Annotated in this window: 22 protein-coding genes; 12 read left to right on the top strand and 10 right to left on the bottom strand. The window is 31.7% G+C overall.

Annotation, left to right across the window (positions count from 1 at the left end; translation table 11 throughout):
* Nucleotides 1–17: 17 nt before the first annotated feature.
* The 5 genes from ACOSP6_RS14565 to ACOSP6_RS14545 form a co-directional block, all read right to left on the bottom strand.
* The gene (locus tag ACOSP6_RS14565) at nucleotides 18–563 is read right to left on the bottom strand and encodes an NUDIX hydrolase (protein WP_422093986.1); all 546 of its coding nucleotides are present in this window, start codon (nucleotides 561–563) and stop codon (nucleotides 18–20) included.
* A 2-nt stretch (nucleotides 564–565) separates the two neighbouring features.
* On the bottom strand, nucleotides 566–1,726 hold the full coding sequence (locus ACOSP6_RS14560) for an aminotransferase class V-fold PLP-dependent enzyme (protein WP_422093987.1): 1,161 nt from the start codon (nucleotides 1,724–1,726) through the stop codon (nucleotides 566–568).
* 111 nt (nucleotides 1,727–1,837) lie between these two features.
* Nucleotides 1,838–2,929 carry a M42 family metallopeptidase gene (locus ACOSP6_RS14555; RefSeq protein WP_422093988.1) on the bottom strand — a complete coding sequence of 364 codons (1,092 nt, stop codon included), beginning with the start codon at nucleotides 2,927–2,929 and terminating at the stop codon, nucleotides 1,838–1,840.
* A gap of 42 nt (nucleotides 2,930–2,971) precedes the next feature.
* On the bottom strand, nucleotides 2,972–3,775 hold the full coding sequence (locus tag ACOSP6_RS14550) for a lysophospholipid acyltransferase family protein (protein ID WP_422093989.1): 804 nt from the start codon (nucleotides 3,773–3,775) through the stop codon (nucleotides 2,972–2,974).
* Nucleotides 3,776–3,813: 38 nt separating this feature from the next.
* The gene (locus tag ACOSP6_RS14545) at nucleotides 3,814–4,449 is read right to left on the bottom strand and encodes an NUDIX hydrolase (protein WP_422093990.1); all 636 of its coding nucleotides are present in this window, start codon (nucleotides 4,447–4,449) and stop codon (nucleotides 3,814–3,816) included.
* Between the two features lie 79 nt (nucleotides 4,450–4,528).
* Here ACOSP6_RS14545 and ACOSP6_RS14540 point away from each other — a divergent pair, with 79 nt between their 5' ends.
* Nucleotides 4,529–4,822 (top strand): hypothetical protein, encoded by a 294-nt coding sequence (locus tag ACOSP6_RS14540; protein ID WP_422093991.1) that lies wholly within the window; start codon nucleotides 4,529–4,531, stop codon nucleotides 4,820–4,822.
* Between the two features lie 6 nt (nucleotides 4,823–4,828).
* Here ACOSP6_RS14540 and ACOSP6_RS14535 read toward each other — a convergent pair whose 3' ends face one another.
* Nucleotides 4,829–5,140, bottom strand: coding sequence for a DUF6787 family protein (locus tag ACOSP6_RS14535; RefSeq protein ID WP_422093992.1), 312 nt, complete (start codon nucleotides 5,138–5,140; stop codon nucleotides 4,829–4,831).
* Nucleotides 5,141–5,231: 91 nt separating this feature from the next.
* Nucleotides 5,232–5,873, bottom strand: coding sequence for a DUF937 domain-containing protein (locus ACOSP6_RS14530; protein WP_422093993.1), 642 nt, complete (start codon nucleotides 5,871–5,873; stop codon nucleotides 5,232–5,234).
* A 158-nt stretch (nucleotides 5,874–6,031) separates the two neighbouring features.
* On the opposite strand from ACOSP6_RS14530, the gene ACOSP6_RS14525 reads away from it, so the two are divergent.
* The 6 genes from ACOSP6_RS14525 to ACOSP6_RS14500 all read left to right on the top strand — a co-directional run bounded on the left by ACOSP6_RS14525 (nucleotide 6,032) and on the right by ACOSP6_RS14500 (nucleotide 11,692).
* A complete protein-coding gene (locus ACOSP6_RS14525) occupies nucleotides 6,032–7,357 on the top strand; it encodes a dicarboxylate/amino acid:cation symporter (RefSeq protein ID WP_422093994.1) in 1,326 nt (441 codons plus the stop codon).
* 128 nt (nucleotides 7,358–7,485) lie between these two features.
* Nucleotides 7,486–8,517 carry a glutathione synthase gene (gshB, locus tag ACOSP6_RS14520; RefSeq protein ID WP_422093995.1) on the top strand — a complete coding sequence of 344 codons (1,032 nt, stop codon included), beginning with the start codon at nucleotides 7,486–7,488 and terminating at the stop codon, nucleotides 8,515–8,517.
* Nucleotides 8,507–9,349: a sulfurtransferase gene (locus ACOSP6_RS14515; protein ID WP_422093996.1), complete on the top strand. Its 843-nt coding sequence runs from the start codon at nucleotides 8,507–8,509 to the stop codon at nucleotides 9,347–9,349. Before gshB ends, ACOSP6_RS14515 begins: the two co-directional genes overlap by 11 nt.
* 2 nt (nucleotides 9,350–9,351) lie before the next feature.
* Nucleotides 9,352–9,678, top strand: coding sequence for a hypothetical protein (locus ACOSP6_RS14510; RefSeq protein WP_422093997.1), 327 nt, complete (start codon nucleotides 9,352–9,354; stop codon nucleotides 9,676–9,678).
* On the top strand, nucleotides 9,679–10,509 hold the full coding sequence (locus ACOSP6_RS14505) for an N-formylglutamate amidohydrolase (RefSeq protein WP_422093998.1): 831 nt from the start codon (nucleotides 9,679–9,681) through the stop codon (nucleotides 10,507–10,509). It begins immediately after the preceding gene.
* Nucleotides 10,510–10,531: 22 nt separating this feature from the next.
* Entirely contained in the window at nucleotides 10,532–11,692 is a 1,161-nt protein-coding gene (locus ACOSP6_RS14500) for a flavohemoglobin expression-modulating QEGLA motif protein (RefSeq protein WP_422095733.1), read from the top strand.
* Here ACOSP6_RS14500 and ACOSP6_RS14495 read toward each other — a convergent pair.
* From ACOSP6_RS14495 to ACOSP6_RS14485, 3 genes are read right to left on the bottom strand one after another with little or no spacing between them, the layout of a single operon-like run.
* Entirely contained in the window at nucleotides 11,670–12,386 is a 717-nt protein-coding gene (locus ACOSP6_RS14495; protein ID WP_422094000.1) for an SMI1/KNR4 family protein, read from the bottom strand. The genes ACOSP6_RS14500 and ACOSP6_RS14495 overlap by 23 nt on opposite strands.
* Nucleotides 12,386–13,036, bottom strand: coding sequence for an HAD family hydrolase (locus ACOSP6_RS14490; RefSeq protein ID WP_422094001.1), 651 nt, complete (start codon nucleotides 13,034–13,036; stop codon nucleotides 12,386–12,388). The genes ACOSP6_RS14495 and ACOSP6_RS14490 overlap by 1 nt, the downstream gene beginning before the upstream one ends.
* A complete protein-coding gene (locus ACOSP6_RS14485; RefSeq protein WP_422094002.1) occupies nucleotides 13,037–13,453 on the bottom strand; it encodes a thiol-disulfide oxidoreductase DCC family protein in 417 nt (138 codons plus the stop codon). It abuts the gene before it with no gap.
* A gap of 132 nt (nucleotides 13,454–13,585) precedes the next feature.
* Between ACOSP6_RS14485 and ACOSP6_RS14480 the strand changes: the two genes are divergently transcribed.
* From ACOSP6_RS14480 to ACOSP6_RS14460, 5 genes are all read left to right on the top strand, one after another.
* Nucleotides 13,586–14,287 (top strand): ABC transporter ATP-binding protein, encoded by a 702-nt coding sequence (locus tag ACOSP6_RS14480; protein ID WP_422094003.1) that lies wholly within the window; start codon nucleotides 13,586–13,588, stop codon nucleotides 14,285–14,287.
* Between the two features lie 10 nt (nucleotides 14,288–14,297).
* A complete protein-coding gene (locus tag ACOSP6_RS14475; RefSeq protein WP_422094004.1) occupies nucleotides 14,298–15,527 on the top strand; it encodes an ABC transporter permease in 1,230 nt (409 codons plus the stop codon).
* 2 nt (nucleotides 15,528–15,529) lie between these two features.
* Entirely contained in the window at nucleotides 15,530–16,771 is a 1,242-nt protein-coding gene (locus ACOSP6_RS14470) for an ABC transporter permease (protein WP_422094005.1), read from the top strand.
* 31 nt (nucleotides 16,772–16,802) lie between these two features.
* Nucleotides 16,803–17,921 (top strand): efflux RND transporter periplasmic adaptor subunit, encoded by a 1,119-nt coding sequence (locus tag ACOSP6_RS14465; protein WP_422094006.1) that lies wholly within the window; start codon nucleotides 16,803–16,805, stop codon nucleotides 17,919–17,921.
* A 190-nt stretch (nucleotides 17,922–18,111) separates the two neighbouring features.
* On the top strand, nucleotides 18,112–20,688 hold the full coding sequence (locus ACOSP6_RS14460) for a DUF6923 family protein (RefSeq protein ID WP_422094007.1): 2,577 nt from the start codon (nucleotides 18,112–18,114) through the stop codon (nucleotides 20,686–20,688).
* Nucleotides 20,689–20,778 lie beyond the last annotated feature (90 nt).

The following is a 20,778-nucleotide window of genomic DNA, read 5'->3' as shown; positions in this document are numbered from 1 at the left end:
CGGCAAATGTAAGTAATCTATCTAGTTAAACCAGAATTTATTGCATTAAAAACAGTTTTATAATAATCGCTGTACTGAGGGAGTAAGATATTTTCATATGCAGAGGTGTTTTTTAGGATCTCTAGATTGAATAATTTTAATTCAGCAACTTCGCTTTCTTGAATAACTAATTTACTTACAGGAACTGTTAGTTCAGAAATAAATACATGATGGAATTCATTATCTATAATTCCGTTTGCATGATGAACTTGATGTTTTCGAGTACCTATTTTTTTTAGATTTTGAGGTTCAATAATAAAACCGATTTCCTCTTCAACTTCTCTTAATGCAGCAATTTCAATTTTTTCTCCTGCAGCGATATGACCCGCTACGGAAATGTCCCATAAACCAGGAAACACTTTTTTAGTTAGAGCTCTTTTCTGTAATAAGATTTCTCTTTGAGGTGTATATATCCAAATATGAACAGTAGGGTGGAAGTAACCAAATTTATGTGCTTCTGATTTTAGACAAGTTTTACCTGTATAATTTCCCTGTTCATCAACAATATCAATAAGTTCATCCATAATTAGTGCATTTCAGACAAAAAGCATTCGGTAAGTTTATCGAATTCTTCTTTTGTGTTGTACAAATGACAGGAAATACGAACATAATTTCCACGATAGGAAACAAATATTTTTTCTCTTTGTAATCGATTTTTCAATCTTTCCATTTCAATGGTTTCAGGTAATTGAATCCCGAATAGATGTTTCGCACGGAAATATTCATTTTCAATAAAACATCCAACTTCTTTTAGTTTATGAACAAATTCTGATGTAATTTCATGACAATAGTTTTGAATATCTTTAGGATTCCAGTTTAGTAATTGTGTTAATGCAGCAATTTGCATTTCTGTATAAATAAAACTTCCGTGTTCGCCAACACAATATCTATTGGCTAATGGTTTATATTGAGATTGATAGTTGGTTAGACCACTTAAATTTTCACTATCCAATCGATTAGACCAATTTTCTTCAATGGGAGTTCCGTTATCAAAATAAGAACCGAAATAAGCATACGCGCATCCATAAGGTCCGAATAACCATTTATAACCCGCGCAAACTAATGCATCGGGTTCTAAGTCTTCAATAGAAAACGGCAAAGCTCCAACCGATTGACTTCCATCAATAATAAACAAAGAATTGTGTTTGTAACACTTATCTCGAATTGTTTTTAAATTGAATAAAGTACCGTTTGCCCAATGGATATTTCCCATAGCAACTACCGCTGTTTTGTCAGAAATTGAATTCAGAATATTTTCGTTCCATGTTTTTCCTTTATCAGAATTGGTTTTCGGTTGCTGGGCAACTTTAATTATGGCATTGTATTTTTGAGCTAAACGTTCCCATACATAATAGTTACTAGGAAATTGTTCTTCAATAAGAAGAATTTCATCACCTTCTTTTAATTGAATGTTGTTTGCAACTGTTGCTAATCCATATGAAACAGATGGAATGCATGCGATTCTGTTGTAATCTTCTGCTTTTACAAGTTGTGCAAAAAGTTTTTTGAGTTTAACAATCGGATCAAAATAACGATTGGCCGTAATTAAGTAAGGATGACTTTTCTCTTTTACAGTTTTAATTCCTGCTTCTTCCACACTTTTAAATGAAGGAGATTGACTTGCAATATTTAAATAAGTAATATCGTCTGGTAAATGGAATAGAACTTTTTGGTTCGGTAAACTCATTTTAGTTGTATTTGTTATAAAAATAAAAAATGTCACTTTGAACACTTGTTAAATCTTTGCTAGATTTTTCAAGATGTTCAAAATGACACAATTCTATATTCTCTGTTAATATTATTTAAAGTAAGAGAAATCTTCTCCGTCTTCAATTTTTAACAGTGCGTGATAAATCATTTTAATAACATTTTCTACATCTTCTCTGTGAACCATTTCAACAGTTGTGTGCATGTAACGTAATGGTAATGAAATTAATGCAGAAGCAACACCTCCGTTACTGTAAGCGAAAGCATCAGTGTCTGTTCCTGTAGATCTTGACAAAGCTGATCTTTGGAAAGGAATATCATTTTCTTCCGCACCTTCAATAATTAAATCTCTTAGTTTTTGTTGAACAGCTGGAGCATAAGCAATAACTGGACCTTTACCAATTTCTTGATGACCTTGTTTTTTCATGTCAATCATTGGCGTGGTAGTATCATGAGTTACATCCGTAACAATAGCAACATTTGGTTCAATTGTTTCTGTAATCATTTCAGCTCCGCGTAATCCAATTTCTTCCTGAACTGAATTTGTAATATATAATCCGAAAGGAAGTTTCTTTTTGTTTTCATGAAGTAAACGAGCAACTTCGGCAATCATGAATCCCCCCATTCTGTTATCTAGAGCACGACAAACAAATTTATTTTCATTTAAAATGTGGAACTCATCTGGATAAGTGATTACACAACCAACATGCACGCCTAGTGCTTCAACCTCTTCTTTGTTTGCACAACCAACATCAATAAAAATATTGTCTTGCTTCGGTGGAGTTTCATTTCCTTTATCTCTAGTATGAATTGCAGGCCAACCAAAAACTCCTTTTACGATTCCGTTTTTTGTATGGATATTTACAACTTTACTTGGCGCAATTTGATGATCACTACCTCCGTTTCTTACAACGTAAATCAATCCTTTGTCAGAAATATAGTTTACATACCAGGAAATTTCATCTGCATGTCCTTCAATAACAACCTTATATTTTGCATCCGGATTGATAACACCAACTGCACTTCCATAGGTGTCTGTAATAAACTCATCAACATATTGTTTTAGGTAATCCATCCAGATTTTTTGTCCTTCCCATTCATACCCAGTAGGAGCGGCGTTATTTAAATATTTTTCTAAAAAGTCAATAGAATCTTTAGTTAATATGGTTTCTTTTTTTGACATAATTATGCTTACTTTATATGTGTTTGTGATTAGAAGTTTTATTTATCCCCAAAAACTTCTACTTTCAATAAACTCTTCTTGCTCTTTAAGTTGTTCAGGAGTTAAAACCTTTAAAAAAGAAGGGTGTTGTTCAATGGCGAATTGAATTTTTTCAACAATACTATCCACACTCTCATTGTCATAATCAATTTCTAACGGCTCTTTAATTACCATAGATTGTAAAACGTTACGTTTTTTTATCATTAATCCCTTTTTATCGAAAGATCTTCTAAAGCCATCAATTACAATAGGAACAACTGTAGGTTTAAAAGTTTTAATAATATGTGCTGTTCCTCTTCTAATTGGTTTAAAAGGAGTTGTTGTACCTTGCGGGAATGTAATTACCCAGCCATCTTTTAATGCGGTTCCAATATTAGAAATATCGGACATTTTAACTTGACGGTTGATATTTTTACCAGCGTTTCTCCAAGTTCTTTCCACGGAAACGGAACCAACGTAAGCAAAAATTCTAGGCAGTAATCCAGACTTCATAGTTTCACCTGCAGCAACGTAGTATAAGTTTAATTTCGGTTTCCATAAATATCCCACGTTTCTAATATTGTCATCGCGTCCTTTTAAAGAAGCATTAAAAACATGAAACATAGCGGCAACATCAGCAAAGTATGTTTGATGATTTGAAATAAACAGTATGTTCTTATCAGGAAGTTGTCTAAGTACTTCTGATCCTTCAATTTGTAAATTGTTAAAACTTCTGTATCTACTATGAGAAATTAATCCTAAGATTTGTATCAGAAAACGTTTTATAAATAGAATATGTCCGAAAGGATTCCTTTTAAATAGGGGCATAAAATCTAGTTTAGTAAAACAAATTTAAAAAAACATTTTCATTCAATTTCTTTCATTAAATCTTTTATTTCAGATAACATCATTGCAGTAGCACCCCAAACAATGTGATTATAAAATCTAAAACACGGAACTTCAATCTCTTTCATGTAGGAAGTTTCCATAACAATAGAAGAGATATTTTGTTCATTTAAAAGGTCAGAAGCTTCAATTTCAATAAGTTTTGCTACCTCTTCATTTGGGGTTAACAAAGGCTTCTTGTCAACAAAACCGATAAATGGAGTCACCATAAAGTTACTTGGTGGAATGTAAGTATCAGACAATTGTCGGATAACTTTAACCGAATCTCGAATTACTCCTACTTCTTCCTCTAATTCTCTAAGAGCAGTTTGTCGAATATTATCATCTTCTTGGTCATATTTACCTCCAGGGAAACTTATTTGAGCTGAATGAGTGCCATTATAGCTAGCCCTTTGAGTTAATAAAAACGTTGTTCTTTCCTGTTCATCGGGGTAAAAAAGCGCCATTACAGCAGCCTTCCTGGGGTTACTTTTTTTAATTTTTTCTTCAGATATTTTAATTCTCAATTCTGGAACCAACTTAAATTGTGATTCTAATCCTCCTAAAGGTTTTGTTTTTAAAAGGTTAATTTGATCTTTGAAATGAGAAAAATCCATGAATACTGTTACTTTTATTAATTTTTGTGTCTAATAAATGGTTTGAATGTTGATGTAACTTTCATAAAAAATTAAAAATATGAATATAGAAAATAAATATCAAAAATTACTATTAGGAATACTCTTCGATGTAATAGGATATATGTCTTTTATTATACCAGGATTGGCCGAATTAACGGATGTTGTTTGGGCTCCTGCTTCTGCTTATTTAATGACTAAGATGTATAAAGGTAATAGAGGAAAAATTGCAGCAGCTATTTCATTCGTAGAAGAGGCCATGCCATGGTTAGATGTTATACCTACTTTTACTCTGATGTGGTTTTACACATATGTTTTTAGTTCTGGGAAAAATAAGGAAATTAAAAAACGATGATTTGTTTTAGTTTTTCTTGTTAAATAAGAAACCAAAACCTAAACGACTTAAAAACTTTTTTTCGAATTCCCAAAAGAAATTGAACTGTCCGAATAACCAACCAACAATAGGCAGAGTAGTTTGGTAAATTGGAAATATTAAAAGAATTCTAAGAGGATAGTAAATCCAAGGGTTTAATGTTTCTGAAGACAAACCAAGAAAACTTGTTACAGGCTTTGCTACCCAAGCAGAAAAAGACCCGTTAATAGCAAACACAATTAATACGGCAACAACATCCCAATTCGTTTTTAAACCCCAACGTTCTTTTAGTTTTTCCAAAATAAGAAGTTAAATATTTCGGGGCAAAAGTATATAAAAGAAAAAGGGTAAACAAATACGTTTACCCTTTTATTATTATGTAGATTGAATCTTATTTCTTACCAAATAAACCTCCTAGAAGTCCGCCTAATAAACCGCCTGATTTTTTTTGACTTCCGCCAAGAACCATTCCTGCAACGTCATCAATAACGCTTCCGTCACCATCAGCATCTAATATTTTTTCTAAGAAGCTTTGCTCATTTTTAGTTTTGCTTCCACCTAGCATTCCGCCGAGTAAGTCACCTAAGCCACCCGCATTACTCACACCATTTTGTCTAGATTGTTTCCCTAAAACTCCCATTAAAATTGGAGCAGCCGTTTTTAAAATATCAGCAACAGCTCCTGAGTCCATTCCTGCTTTTTGGCCAATTACTTGTTGCACACCTTGTTGTTTTGATCCTAAAATATGTCCAAGTATTTTATTTCCATCATCAACAACCTCTTTATTAACACCTCCATTAAATAAATCACCAAGATTATCTAATATTCCTCCATCATGTTTATTTAAAGCTCCCATTAATCCTTCAGCTCCTTGTGGAGTTGCAGCATTACGTTCCATGGCCTTCATTAAAACCGGTAATGCCATAGTTAAAACACTTCCAGTTTTGTTATTATCTTGTCCAGTTGAACCAGCAACACCACTAATAATAGTTTTTCCAATTGGGCTGTTTAATAAGTCTAAGATTCCTTCCATTTTCTATTAGTTTTTATTTTAATTAATACTCTGACAGTTATATTGACACAAGATACAAAAAGAAGTCACATATTCTTTGGATTTTCTCCACTGTAAATGTTTTAAGTTTAATTATAATCAATTTTATATTTTTACACGGTACAAACCAAAATAAACAAATGAAGAAATTAGCATTACATTGGAAAATATTAATCGGAATGGTTTTAGGAATAGTCTTTGGGGTACTGATGACTACTGTAGAAGGCGGAGCTGGTTTTGTTGGAAATTGGATTAAACCTTTTGGATCAATATTTGTAAAATTATTAAAACTAATTGCAGTTCCTCTAATTATTGCATCACTTATAAAAGGAATTTCCGATTTAAAAGATATTTCAAAGTTCAAAAATATTGGACTACGCACGATTGGTATTTATGTTGGAACAACTGTTATAGCAATTACGATAGGATTATTACTAGTGAATGTTGTAAAGCCAGGAGATGGTATTTCTGAAGAAACTATCGAAAAGTTAACTCAAACTTACGCAAATAGTGATGGAGTTAAATCTAAAATTGCTGAAGCTTCAAGACAAAAAAATAGTGGACCTTTACAGTTTTTAGTTGATATGGTTCCTGACAATGCCATGCAAGCAATGAGCAATAATAAAGCAATGTTACAAGTAATTTTCTTTACTATATTTTTTGGAATTGCTATGTTGTTAATAGGAGAAAAGAAGTCTGAACCATTGAAGAATTTCTTCGATTCACTGAATGAAGTTGTGTTAAAAATGGTCGATTTAATAATGTTATTTGCACCATATGCTGTATTTGCATTACTAGCGAATGTAGTGGTTTCATCAAACGATCCAGATTTATTATTTGCTTTATTTAAATATGGTTTGACTGTAGTGTCAGGATTGTTATTAATGATTGTATTCTATATGATCATCATGAGTGTTTTCGCGAAGAAGAATCCATTATGGTTTTTAAAACAAATTAGTCCGGCTCAATTATTAGCTTTTTCAACAAGTTCAAGTGCTGCAACCTTGCCAGTTACTATGGAAAGAGTAGAAGAGCACGTTGGAGTTGATAAAGAAGTTTCAAGTTTTGTGTTACCTGTTGGTGCAACCATTAACATGGACGGAACGAGTTTATATCAGGCAGTTGCAGCAGTGTTTATAGCGCAAGCATTAAGTTTTGATTTGTCCTTTGCTGATCAGTTAACTATTATACTTACTGCATTATTAGCCTCTATTGGTTCAGCAGCAGTACCTGGAGCTGGAATGGTAATGTTAGTAATTGTATTAGAAGCTGTCGGTTTTCCAGCGGATAAATTAGCAATCGGTTTAGCCTTGATTTTTGCTGTTGATAGACCATTAGATATGTGCAGAACTGTAATTAATGTTACAGGAGATGCTACTGTAGCAACGTTGGTGGCGAAATCTGTTGGAAAATTAGGTGAACCTAATCCTAAAAATTGGGATGATCATTATGATGAGGTAAAGTAATATTTATTTCCATCAGATAAATAAAAAAGAGTACTTTTATAAACACCAATAACAATGCAATATTATTGGTGTTTTTCTATTAATTTTATAGATACTTACTTATACTAATCAAAAACTACATTTAATAAATGAATATTTGTTTTTTAATGTATCCATGGGAGGAAATAAAACCAGATACTGATTCTTCATTGACGTTAATTCATGAATGCGCAAAAAGAGGTCATGGTGTAGCAATTTGTACACCTTCAAATCTAACTATTCGAAATAGTGTTACCAATGCTTTTTGTACAATTATTAATAGAATGGAAAAGGTGCCAACTTCTCCTAAATCGTATTATAAAAAAGCAACGATAAGAGAAGAAATGTTACCATTAGCTGGTTTTGACGCTATTTTTATGCGTGCTAATCCACCGTTGGATCCTTTAATGTTAAATTTTCTTGATTCAGTAAAGGATGATGTATTTATCATCAACTCAGTACAAGGAATGAGAGAAGGAAATAACAAATTATATACGGCGGTTTTTGAAGACCCAAAGAATGAAATTATCCCTGTTACTCACGTATCAAAAAATAAAAAGTATTTAATAAAAACCATTGAAGAATCCGACTCGGATAAAATGATTCTAAAACCTTTAAACGGTTATGGAGGTTCTGGTGTTATTTTAATTGAGAAATCCGCAATGGGAAATATCAATTCATTACTTGATTTTTACATTAGTAAAAGTGATGGTTCTTCTGATTATGTAATTCTTCAAGAGTATATTGAAGGTGCGGAAAAAGGAGATGTTAGAATTTTACTTTTAAATGGATTGCCGATTGGTGCAATGAAAAGAATTCCGGGTGAAAAAGATCACCGATCAAATGTTACAGCTGGAGGTAGAGTTGAAAAGCATCGTTTAACAACCGCAGAGAAATTATTATGTAAAAAAATAGGTCCTAAATTAGTGAAAGATGGATTGTATTTTGTTGGAATTGATGTGATTAATGGTAAACTAGTAGAGGTTAATGTTATGAGTCCTGGAGGAATCACCTACATCAATAAAGTTTCAAAAGTAAAATTACAAGAGAAAGTTGTTGACTTTTTAGAGAGTAAAGTTCTTGAAAAGAATGCGGCTTTCAGAAGAATGACAGATTTAAAGAAACAAGTTGATGAAGCTTAAAGTTGTATCTCCAATTGTTTCTGTTGATTGGTTAAATGAAAATAGTAATGCAAGCAACTTAATTATTTTAGATGCCAGTATAAAAAAAGTCGGTTCATCAATTGATGTCGTTCAAGAAAAATTCCAAATTCCAAATGCTGTTTTTTTTGACCTTAAGAATGTTTTTTTAGATGTCGATGGAAAGTTTCCAAATACGATTCCAGATCAACAATATTTCGAAGAACAGATACAACAATTAGGAATAAATGATGATTCATGTGTTATTATTTATGATGATTTGGGAGTTTACTCTTCTCCAAGAGCATGGTGGCTTTTTAAACTTTTTAGTCACGATAATGTAGCTGTTTTAAACGGAGGATTTCCAGAGTGGAAAAAAAGAGGATATACTATTGAAAACCCAAAATCTGTTAATCTTAATAAAGGTAATTTTAGAGCAAAATTTAATGCAAATTATGTGGTGAATTATCAGGAAGTACTTGATAATATTACTAGCAATACATATTGTGTAGCAGATGCACGCTCAAATGATCGATTTTTAGCAAAAGTACCAGAGCCAAGAAAAGATTTAAAAGGAGGCCACATTCCTAATTCTAAAAGCTTACCATATTCTGTTGTTCAAAATAACGGAAAGATGAAGTCAAAGGAAGCATTGATAACATTATTCGAATCGATTAATTCAGAAAATAAGGATTATATATTTACTTGTGGATCGGGAGTTACTGCTTGTATTTTGGCTTTAGCACTTGAAATAACTGAAAATACTAATTACTCGGTATATGATGGTTCGTGGACAGAATGGGCGAGTATATCAGGTTTACCTATTGCAAATTAATTATGATACTAGAATGGACAAGAACTGAGTTTGAAGCGTATGTTCTGTTATACGCAGCTCAATGTAATCTTCTTGAAACTGAAGAAGAACGTAATTATATTCTTTCTAAAGTAGATGAAAAAACATTTAATAAAGTTCATACTCAAATAGTTTTTGATAGAGAAGAGGATATCATTGAAAATATTAAGGAGTATTTACTTACCAATAAATATTCAGATCAAGAAAAAAGGAATCTACTAAACGATATTAAAGAAGTTTTTTTCGCAGATGGAACTGTCGATAAAATTGAAAAACAAATTTTCGCTGCACTTCAAAAAATCCTGAAATAGATGGAAAAATTATCGATACAAGAAATAATTCTAAAGATAGAGAAAGAGGAAACCTTCGAAGCGGTTTCTTCTGATTATTCTTTTACCTTAAAAATAGAAGAATATGTCCCGTATGTTTGTGCAGCCGTTCACGATGGGCATCAATTCAGAAAAGAGTTGTGGGCAAATTGTTTGCACACTGAATATGACCGTTGGTATGAAGAGGATCCATGCACAAAAGAAATGATTGCAGAGCATCCTATTGTTATAGCAGGACTAGATTCAAGATTTGAGTACGATTTAAATAGGGCTCCTTCTACTGCAATTTATGAAGATGCTTGGGGTAAAAAGTTGTGGAAATCTCCTCTAGCCAATACTATGAAAGAGAAAAGTTTAGCAAAACATGAATCTTTCTATGAAGTGGTGTATGCTTTAATTAAAAAATTAGAATCGAAGCACAAAAATTGTATAGTGTTTGATATGCATAGTTACAATTGGCAGCGTTGGGATAGAGAAGTGCCAACTTGGAATTTAGGAACTTCAAATATCGATAACGAAAGATTCCAAGACGATGTTGAACAATGGAGACAAATTTTAGAAAAAATGCCATTGCCAAATAACATTAAATCGACTTCAAAAATTAACGACACTTTTCAAGGAAATGGATACTTTTTAAAATTTATTACTGAAAGGTTTGATAATACTCTGGTTTTAGCTACAGAAATAGCTAAAGTATATTGTGATGAGCTTAATCAAATCATTTATCCTGAAGTTGTAAATGCAGTAAAAGTATATTTGAAAAGTATGTTAAAAGAGCATGCAAAAGATTTCTATAACAGACATAAATCATAAATTTGCAGGTTAGAATTTTAAAATGATGATGGATACTACGGTTAACACAAAAAAACTTTTCGAAATAGATCAAAGAATTGATCAATTAGTTAAAGAAATTGAGTTACTTAGATATGTAAATCCAGTGAATATAGAAGAGGAAAAAACAAAATTCTTTGCTTCAAAATATTTAACTGATCCGAATTTTATTTATCCCGAGCGTGATTTTGATAAGTTCAAATTGCACAGTGAGTTTTTTGCTTTGCCTCTTGAAGAAATTGAGGACGAAAAGATTAGAGATTTATATGAAGACATTATCTATTTCTACTCAGGATTGATTCAGTGTATTGAAACTATTGGTGAAGGGAAAAAATTCTATTATAACAGTTTACGATCATTTGGTTCTCCTACAGAAGATGATGTTGAAAATGCTAAGTTTATTCTTCATTTTGAAGATGAAGATATTACAGCTCCGGCTTTTAAAGGAAAGTATTCTTCAAGAGAAGCGGAAAAAGTATTTATAGATTATGGGAAGAAATATGATTTCGATTTCAGTATAAAACATTCAAGAAAAATGAGTGCTATTGCTATGGTATTAAATAGCAAAAAAGCGTTGGTTTTAAGTGAAAATCATACATACTCCGATAATGAATTGGCTATTTTAACAAATCATGAAATAGGTGTTCATATGGTAACAACGATGAATGCTTTAGAACATCCTTTGAAAATTTTCTCTCACGGTTTTCCTGGAAATGAAGAAACACAAGAAGGGTTGGCAGTTTTTAGTGAATATATGTCTGGAAATCTTACCTTAACAAGGTTAAAAGAACTTGCTTATCGTGTTTTGGCTGTAAATGGATTAGCCAAAGGTTATTCGTTTTCAAGAACCTTTAGATTATTACATAATTCATTCGATTTAGATAGGGAAAATGCTTTTTATATAACACTTAGAGCTTATCGTGGAGGCGGGTTTACTAAGGATTATTTGTATTTAACTGGTCTCAAGAAAATATACAATCACTATAAAGAAGGAAAAGACCTAAGTAATTTATTAACAGGTAAAGTTACATTAGAATATTCCGATGATATTCAATATCTGATTACTAACGGATATGCTGTTCCTTCCAAGTATATTACCGATTCGTATTCAAGGAATGATAATAAAAACGAAACAATCAACTTTATTTTAGATAACTTGAAGTAGTTATATCGGTACTAACACCTGAATTTATTTTATTTTGTAATTCAGTAACAACATTGCTTTTACCACTTACAAGAAGTTCTACCCATTTCGTAAAACTTTCTACTTCATGTTCAATAGACTGGTTTTTAGAGTTGAAGTAAACTAAACTCCATTCATTATCTTCTTTAGTTTTATCCACAAACCAATACCATGCAGTTCCATCTTTGCTTTTTCTAGTTAATGATAGCAAATTACTGCTTTTGTATGTAGCTATATCAGATTCAATGGTTTCATTTACCTCTTTGTTTAGTTTGTTTAAATAGTCAATTTTCTTACTATTCAATACAGGTGCATTGTAAACTAATTCAGCTCCATCACCAAAATATTTTAAGAATAGTTTGTACGACTCAGGCAAGGTAAGTTCTAATCTTTCTTCAATTTTTGAAATATCGTTATCAGAAAGTTTAGTTCCAATATTCTTATGTTTTGAATAATCATCAGCTAAGTTTATAATTAATTCCATCATTGTATCTTCAATTAAAGAAGATTGTTTGATAGAGTCAATTTGTTGTTTGGCCTTTTTGATTAAAACTTTATCAGATACATTATGTTCTGCGCTTTTAGACGTATCCTTGTTCTTTAAATACATGAATCCCAATACAGAGGCTAAGACTATTGAAATAACAAAAATTTTGAGTGTTGTTTTTCCTTCCATTAACAAATATCAATTAGTTCGTTATAACTAGAAATAACCATGTTGGCATTTTCTAAAGTTTGATTGGTAACTAAAGGATTCTTATAACCAACCGCAAAAATACCAGCGTCGTTGGCTGCTTTAATACCATTATCAGAATCTTCAATTACGATACAATTTGTTCTATCATGTCCTCCTAGAACAGCAGCTTTTTCAAAAATTTCTGGATGTGGTTTTGAAGCTTTTAAATCGGCTCCACTAATTTTAGCTTTAAAGTATTTATGTAAATCAAATCGATCAAAAACACGATTAATATTTACCATAGCCGATGAAGAAGCTAGTACTAGGGTATGGCCTTTGTGAAAGAAATAATCGATGATATTTTCAACTCCATCGATTAAACTTAAATTAGGGTCATTCTCGAAAAAGTCAACATATCTTTTTCTTTTATTTAAAACAAGTTCTTCAGGAACCTCGTTTAAATTGAAGTGTGAAACTAACTTTTGAAAAGCGTTAAGAGTAGAAGAACCTGTCATCGATTTATATAACTCTTCAGTTACATCTAAATCTAAAGACTCAAATACTTCAAAGTATGCTTTCCTATGTAACTCTTCTGAATCAATTATTACACCATCCATATCAAAGATTACACATCTTAAATTCTGTATCATTTAATCTATAAATTTTGATAGTAATTCTGGAGTAGGAATCATGCATTGATTTTTTTTACCAAACCATTTGTAACGATTTTTTGCAATTATATCATATACAAAGTCTCTGATAAAAGAGGGGAAAAACAATAGAAACTTACTTACCTCCCAAATTCCTCCAAAGTTACCAAATATTTTTAAAGCAGCAGTAGATTTTATGTAATAAGCTTTTTTTGGTTCAAATAGAATGATAGAATCGACCTTTGAAGTATCAATTTTGAGGTAATCAATAATTTCTTTTCCTGTTTCTGATTGTAGTGAAGTAAATCGAAAAACATCCTTTTTGTCAAGTTTAATTATTCGCAATACCGTTTGATTACACAAGTTACAAACACCATCAAATAATATTATTTTTTTATCTTCAGGGAAATCAATCATATTAATTTTTATTTTTTTTCAAAATTACAACAACTTTCTGTAACATAATTTAAAAACAAGCGTCTAGTGAGTGTGAGTTATTAAAGTCAAAGCTTTTTAGAACTTACAAATTCAGATAAATTAACTAACTATATGATAAAAATAGAAGGACTACACAAATCTTATCCAATCGGGAAAGATTCTCTTCATGTTTTAAAGGGACTAGATCTACACATTAAAGAAGGTGAATTTGTATCCATTATGGGATCTTCAGGTTCAGGTAAGTCTACATTGCTAAATATTGTTGGACTTTTAGATACACATGATGAAGGAAATTATTTCTTAAATGGCCAACTTATTCAAAACTTAAACGAAAAGAAAGCCGCTGTATTAAGGAATAAATTTTTAGGTTTTGTGTTTCAGTCGTTTAATTTAATATCATATAAAACTGCACTTGAAAATGTTGCATTGCCTTTGTACTATAAAGGTATGGGAAGAAAAGAGCGTTTAAAAATAGCACAGGAATATCTTGAAAAGGTAGAACTTGGACCTTGGGCAAACCATTTACCAAACGAGCTTTCTGGAGGGCAAAAACAACGTGTAGCTATTGCAAGAGCATTAGTAACCAATCCAAAAGTTATTTTAGCAGATGAGCCAACAGGAGCATTAGATTCTAAAACTACTGATTCTGTTATGGATTTATTGAAAGGAATCAACGATGAAGGAATGACTGTTTTTGTAATTACACATGAAGAGGATGTAGCAGAGCAAACGAATCGAATTGTTAGATTGAAGGATGGTGTAATTATAAGTGATGAATTGACTGATGCAGGCAAACTTAAAAAAGTAAACTAAAAGCTAGGCTATGTTTGATTTAGATTCTTGGCGAGAAATTTTTCAGAGTATTAATAAAAACAAACTAAGAGCTGTTTTATCTGGTTTTACAGTTGCGTTTGCTATTTTGTTATTCACATTACTATTTGGAATAGTTAGTGGTTTAAAAAATACATTTGCCGAAGCTTTTGTTGATGATGCAGCTAACGCAATGTTTGTGAGAGTTTGGAAAACTTCTAAGCCATATAAAGGTTTACAGTCTGGAAGAAGAATTCAATTGAAGAATAAAGATTACGATTATGTTGAAGAAAAATACAACAACAAAATTCAATATTTAACTGCAAGAATTTATAAAAACGTAAGTATTTCTTATAAGAATAAGCAAGATGCTTACAGTTTGAGAGCTGTTCATCCAGATCATCAATTTTTAGAGAAAACCATAATCACCGATGGTCGATATATTAATGAGTTAGATCTTCAACAAGCATCAAAAGTTATTGTTATAGGAAGATTAGTAAAAGAAGATCTTTTTGGCGAGAGACCTGCTTTAGGAAAACAGGTGAATGTAAACGGTATTTCTTACAAAGTAATAGGTGTATTTACTGATGATGGAGGAGATAACGAAGAAAGATTGACATATATGCCAGTTACTACAGCGCAAAAGTTGTACGGTAATAATGATTATATCAGTCAAATTAATATTGGTTATGATCCAAAATTAGATTTAAACCAAGCAATTGCTTTTGGAAATAGTTTAGAGAGAGATTTACGAGAGAAGTTAGATATTCATCCTGATGACCAAAGTGCATTATCGGTAAGAAATATGGCAGAAGCGAATAAAGGAGTAAACCAATTCATGATAGCTTTATATTTTATTGTAATTTTTGTTGGTTCAGGTACTTTAATTGCAGGTATTATTGGGATTAGTAATATCATGATTTTCTCAATTAAAGAAAGAACCAAAGAATTTGGTATCAGAAAAGCATTAGGAGCAAAACCATCTTCTATAATAGCAATGGTTGTAAAGGAGTCTCTTTTGATAACAGCACTCGCAGGATATTTAGGACTACTTTTAGGAACCTATATTTTAAATCAAATAGGAGATAGTTTAGAAGAGTATTTTATTAAAAATCCTGGTGTAAATACGGGAATTGTAGTTGGAGCGACTATCACTCTAGTAATTGCAGGATTAATTGCTGGATATTTACCAGCTAAGAAAGCAGCCCAAATTAAACCAATTGTAGCCTTAAGAGCAGATTAATTATGTTTAAATTTTTATTTGATTCAGATACATGGCAAGAGATTTACGGAGGAATTCGTAAAAACAAAACTCGTACTATAATTACCATTATAGGAGTTTTATGGGGAATCTTTTTGTTAGTTGTTCTTTTAGGAGCGGCAAGAGGAATGGAAAATAACTTTAAAAATATCTTTGGAGATTTTGCTACCAATAGTGTTTTCATGTGGGCCCAAAGAACAGAAAAACCTTTTAAAGGTTTTCAAGAAGGACGTAGGATTCGCTTAACAACAAAAGATATTGAAGTATTAAAAAGTGAGTTTAAACAAATTAAATATTTAGCTCCAAGAAGTCAAACAAGTACAAATATTATTAATGGATTTAAAACAGGTGAATTCAGTATAAGTGGTGATTATCCGGTTTTAGATAAAGTACAAAAGAAAGATTTAATTTACGGTAGATTTATTAATGAGAACGATATCAAAAATAAATCGAAAGTAATAATAATCGAAGAGACGGCTTACAAGCAATTATTTGAGAAAAATGAATTTCCAATTGGGCAATATGTTATTGCAGATAACATTAATTACAAAGTGGTTGGAGTTTATAAAAGAGGAAATATAGGTATTGATGGAGATGCAGCATACATTCCATTTACAACATTCCAGCAAATCTACAATAGAGGTAATAATATCGATTGGATGATGGTTACTGGTGATGCAGGAGTAGATATCAAGCAATTGGAAAGTGATATAAAATTAACGCTTAAAAATTTACATAAAGTAGATCCCGAGGATAATCGAGCTTTTGGAAGTTTTAATCTTGCTGTTAGAATTAATAAAGTAACAGGGTTTTTAACGGGAATGCAATTTTTAACTTGGTTTGTTGGTATTGCTACTTTAATTGCGGGAGTTTTTGCAATCGGTAATATTCTTTTAATTACTGTAAAAGAACGTACAAAAGAAATAGGAATTCGTAGAGCTCTAGGAGCAACACCAATTGAAATTCGTCAACAAGTAGTTTTAGAATCGGTTTTCTTAACAACAATTGCAGGAATGTTAGGAATTGTTTTTGGAGGCTTAATTCTATATTTAATTGATACCACCTTAGGTTCTGGGCCAGATCCGACGTTATTAAACCCAACTGTAAATATTCCTATTATACTATTTGCGTTTTTTATCCTAGTAGTTTTAGGTACATTAATAGGATTAATTCCAGCGTATATGGCAACGTTAGTAAAACCTATCGAGGCTTTAAGAGAAGAATAACAATAATAATCAGACTATATAAATAAATACAATGAGTAAAAGAGCAAAAATTATATTAATCGCTGTAGCACTGTTATTTGCAACCGTATTAATCTGGTTTGCGAAAAAGAACAAGAGAAGTGTTGTACAATTCGAAACAGAGAAAGCGTTTAAAACAACTATAGTTAAGAAAACGGTTGCTACTGGAAAAGTGGTTCCTTTAGAAGAGGTAGAAATTAAACCTCAAATTGCTGGTATTGTTGATAAAATAGTAGTAGAGGAGGGACAGGTTGTTAAATCTGGAGATTTATTAGCAACGGTTAGAGTAGTACCAAATGTAGAGGCATTAAACTCAGCAAACAACGAAATTAAGAATGCTCAATTAGCATTTGATAATGCTAAAGTTCAGTTTGACCGCAATAAAAGCTTATTCGAAAGAGGTGTAATTGCTCGTCAAGAGTTTGAGAATTCTCAACTTTCTTTTAATAACGCAAAGCAACGTTTATCTAATGCTCGTTCTAATATGGACATCATTAAGAGAGGTACTACAGCTGGTTTAGGAAGTGCTGCAAATACAAATATTCGAGCTACATCTTCAGGAATGATTGTAGAAATTCCCGTAAAGAAAGGATATCAGGTAATTCAGAGTAATAGCTTTAATGCAGGTACTACCATTGCTACTATTGCAGATATGAATAAAATGATTTTTGAAGGTCAGGTAGACGAATCGGAAGTAGGTAAATTAGTAAAAGGAACAGAATTACAAGTTTCTTTAGGGGCTATTGAAGATAAAAAATTCCCTGCGTTGTTAAATTTTATAGCACCAAAGGGTACGGAAGAAGGTGGAGCAGTTCAGTTTAAAATTAAAGCAGATGTTTCTTTAGATGATAACTATTTCATTAGAGCGGGATATTCAGCAAATGCGGATATTGTTCTTGAGAAAAAAGATAGTGTATTAGCAATTAAAGAGGCGTTATTAAGATTTGACAAGAAAACGGAGAAGCCTTATGTTGAGGTAAAAACAGGAGAAGATTCTTTTGAAAAGAAGGAACTTGAATTAGGAATTTCTGACGGAGTTAACATAGAGGTTAAATCAGGAATTACTATGGAAGATGATATCAAAATTTGGAATAAAGCATCTAAAAACGAAAAAGATAAAGACAAAAACTAAAAAACTATAGACAAACGGTAAAAAAGGCATCTCATTGAGATGCCTTTTTGTTTTTTCTCTTTTCATCATTAAAAATTAGTATTTAATCAATACTTAAATTAACGAAGGAGCTAATTCTAAAAATTTCCTAGTAATATGCGCTAATTTAGAATTCAAAATAGTACGATAACAATTCTAAACGGGCAATATTATGAAGAATAAACACACCATTATTACATTAGTAGCAATTCTAGTATTATCATTGAATAACAAACTTCATTCTCAAAATGAACCTTTTAATTGTACTCAAGAAGCATACTTGTTTCAAAGTAACGATGTTTATGCTCAAAATTTAGCATCTGGTGTTGCTTCATTAGAAGGAGTTGATTTAGATCCTTCAGTGATAAATGGTGTCGGATATAATCCGAAAGATGGTTATATCTGGGGTTCATTAAAGAGTCCATCAAATACTATTGTAAGAATCGGAAATGATTATCAGATTACCCAATATACTATTGCCAATGCTCCTTATTCGTATGTAGGAGATGTAAATCAAGATGGAGTTTACCATTTAAAAAACGGAAGTTCTTCATTGTATAAAATCGATTTGGACCCAAGCTCCCCAACTTATTTAACTAATATCGGTAGTGTAAGTTTATCGCAAGCAATTAGTAATCATGATTGGGCGTTTAATGCGGTTGATAATATGCTTTATACTGTAGAGAAATATTCTAATATTTTGTATAAAATCGATCCAGTAACAGGTAATGTTCTGGCACTTGGCGAAGTACCAATACTAGCTGGTTTAGATTATACTTATGGTGCTGTGTATTTCGACGTAGATGGAAATTTTTATGTTTCTGCGAATCAAACTGGAACCGTTTACGTAATTTATGGTGTACAAAATGTAACAAGTAGCTCGAATATGCAATCAAACTTGTTTGCATACGGACCATCAAGTTCTCAAAATGATGGAGCACGTTGTCCAACAGCTCCTGTTCCTCAAGAAAACTGTACAAATGGAATTGATGATGATGGTGATGGTTTGGTAGATTGTGACGACCCATCTTGTTCTGGAGTGGCTGCGTGTCCTGAAATGTCTGCAACCTCAACGGGTAATGATGGAGGTTTGGAAAGTAATAATCGATTGTCTCAGCAAATAAATCAGAGAAATTTAAACAGAGTTAAAACAAATTACAAGTTCGATATTTCTACCGCGAAGAAAGTACTTAAAAAAGCGAATTACGGAAAAAGATCGAGTGGTGAAGTTACTTTGTGGGACTTTATTCCTATGGATGTTTTACAAGGTGTAGCGGTAGTTGAAAGTTCTCCAAAAGACCTCGAAGATATAACGAATGCTGTAGACGTACTTTCGGTAGATTATATTACTAGTAATAACGAAGGTTTGGGAACTATCTTGGTTTTAGAAACCGAAAACTCTGTGTACGAACATACAAAACTTATATGTGATAGATTTACTGGTTCAGAATTACTTTCTGTTTCTAATATGGAAATTAACGATGAATTATTTATAAAATCTATCGTAAAAAGACCTGATGGAGGAATTGAATATGTTGCTAGTTTTGCAGTAACTGAGTCTGAAGATAAAAGTTCGTATTTAGTTGAATCTCATTGGAATTTAGATAAATATTCTCATAAAGGTTTTTATAATTTCCAAATTTGGGCAAGTAATATAGATGATTTATATAAGTTGTCGAAGGAAGTCTTAAACTTGATAAACGTTCAAAAAGAAATAACATCCTATGTAGGTTCAGAGGCTCCACCAGTTTTTATTAGAAAGGCGAATTATAATAATGGTAAGATTGATATGGAAGTTGTAAGTACTATTGGAGCAACAACTATTTCAATAGACGGTTACAAAAGAGCAACGGAAACATCAGAAAATCAAAATGTAAATTTTGTTATTAATTTAGATGGAGCATTAAATAATGTTACTTTAGAAACTGATAGATTGTATGATTTTGGATTTAGATTGTCCAACGAATATAATATGACTCCTGATGATTTGTTTCTTTCTGATGGAACTTGGGGAGTTGATTATAGCTCAGAGTCTTTTATTTCTGATTTTTCGGTTACACAAAATTCGATTGATTATGATGAAGAGGTTTTTGCAGTAGAGCGAAATATACAAGCTACTTTTCAGACAAATCAAGATGTATCTATTTACAGATCATTAACTCCTAAGTTCGAAACTGTTGATTTATCTTCTTACAATACGTTGTCTTTTTTAGGAAAAGGAACAGGTAAATTAAAAATAACTCTTGTAAAAGAAAGTGTTTCTTCATGGGAGAATCAGCCTTATAAGGTTATTGAGTTAAATGGTTTTAAGAAGGAACATATTATATATTTCAACGATTTACTTTCAGGGATTAGTAATGACAATAAGCTTAACGACGTAAAAATGTTGTTCTTTACATTACTTTCAGAAAATGGTATTACACAGACTAAATTATTGGAAATTGAAAATATTAAGTTTTCAAAGTCAGCTACAGCTTCGGTTACGGACTTAACTAATGAGGCAGTTGTTAATATTGTGCCTAATCCGGTAGTAGAGTCAGCACAACTAAATTTCAGAACAGATGTAAGTACTGAGTTTAACTTTGAAGTATATACATTATTTGGAGAACGTGTTCATCAGGAGGTCATTAAGTCAGTAACAGGAACGAATTCCGTTGTATTTGATAGAAAAAATCTAGCTTCAGGTATGTATTTCTTCAAGATATACTCTGGGACTAAAGAGTTGAAAGGTAAGTTATTGCTAAGGTGAAATGGACAATTAAATAGTTGAAAACTCGATGAAATGATATTATATTTTTACTTATCGACAAAAGAATACCATTTATCGGCTCATCATCTA

Origin of the sequence: Tenacibaculum sp. MEBiC06402 (assembly GCF_049239625.1) — a bacterium.
Classification (GTDB): domain Bacteria; phylum Bacteroidota; class Bacteroidia; order Flavobacteriales; family Flavobacteriaceae; genus Polaribacter.
The sequence above is the reverse complement of the archived record's forward strand: the minus strand, read 5'-3'. Positions and strand labels throughout refer to the sequence as shown.

Bases quoted from the DNA above. Each gene is read 5' to 3' on its own strand.
- ACOSP6_RS14465 (WP_422094006.1), top strand. From the start codon at position 16,803: ATGAGTAAAAGAGCAAAAATTATATTAATCGCTGTAGCACTGTTATTT.
- ACOSP6_RS14470 (WP_422094005.1), top strand. From the start codon at position 15,530: ATGTTTAAATTTTTATTTGATTCAGATACATGGCAAGAGATTTACGGA.
- ACOSP6_RS14485 (WP_422094002.1), bottom strand. From the start codon at position 13,453: ATGATTGATTTCCCTGAAGATAAAAAAATAATATTATTTGATGGTGTT.
- ACOSP6_RS14545 (WP_422093990.1), bottom strand. From the start codon at position 4,449: ATGGATTTTTCTCATTTCAAAGATCAAATTAACCTTTTAAAAACAAAA.
- ACOSP6_RS14560 (WP_422093987.1), bottom strand. From the start codon at position 1,726: ATGAGTTTACCGAACCAAAAAGTTCTATTCCATTTACCAGACGATATT.
- ACOSP6_RS14515 (WP_422093996.1), top strand. From the start codon at position 8,507: ATGAAGCTTAAAGTTGTATCTCCAATTGTTTCTGTTGATTGGTTAAAT.
- ACOSP6_RS14495 (WP_422094000.1), bottom strand. From the start codon at position 12,386: ATGGAAGGAAAAACAACACTCAAAATTTTTGTTATTTCAATAGTCTTA.
- ACOSP6_RS14500 (WP_422095733.1), top strand. From the start codon at position 10,532: ATGATGATGGATACTACGGTTAACACAAAAAAACTTTTCGAAATAGAT.
- ACOSP6_RS14555 (WP_422093988.1), bottom strand. From the start codon at position 2,929: ATGTCAAAAAAAGAAACCATATTAACTAAAGATTCTATTGACTTTTTA.
- ACOSP6_RS14565 (WP_422093986.1), bottom strand. From the start codon at position 563: ATGGATGAACTTATTGATATTGTTGATGAACAGGGAAATTATACAGGT.
- ACOSP6_RS14460 (WP_422094007.1), top strand. From the start codon at position 18,112: ATGAAGAATAAACACACCATTATTACATTAGTAGCAATTCTAGTATTA.
- ACOSP6_RS14550 (WP_422093989.1), bottom strand. From the start codon at position 3,775: ATGCCCCTATTTAAAAGGAATCCTTTCGGACATATTCTATTTATAAAA.
- ACOSP6_RS14530 (WP_422093993.1), bottom strand. From the start codon at position 5,873: ATGGAAGGAATCTTAGACTTATTAAACAGCCCAATTGGAAAAACTATT.
- ACOSP6_RS14525 (WP_422093994.1), top strand. From the start codon at position 6,032: ATGAAGAAATTAGCATTACATTGGAAAATATTAATCGGAATGGTTTTA.
- ACOSP6_RS14510 (WP_422093997.1), top strand. From the start codon at position 9,352: ATGATACTAGAATGGACAAGAACTGAGTTTGAAGCGTATGTTCTGTTA.
- ACOSP6_RS14475 (WP_422094004.1), top strand. From the start codon at position 14,298: ATGTTTGATTTAGATTCTTGGCGAGAAATTTTTCAGAGTATTAATAAA.
- gshB (WP_422093995.1), top strand. From the start codon at position 7,486: ATGAATATTTGTTTTTTAATGTATCCATGGGAGGAAATAAAACCAGAT.
- ACOSP6_RS14490 (WP_422094001.1), bottom strand. From the start codon at position 13,036: ATGATACAGAATTTAAGATGTGTAATCTTTGATATGGATGGTGTAATA.
- ACOSP6_RS14480 (WP_422094003.1), top strand. From the start codon at position 13,586: ATGATAAAAATAGAAGGACTACACAAATCTTATCCAATCGGGAAAGAT.
- ACOSP6_RS14540 (WP_422093991.1), top strand. From the start codon at position 4,529: ATGAATATAGAAAATAAATATCAAAAATTACTATTAGGAATACTCTTC.
- ACOSP6_RS14505 (WP_422093998.1), top strand. From the start codon at position 9,679: ATGGAAAAATTATCGATACAAGAAATAATTCTAAAGATAGAGAAAGAG.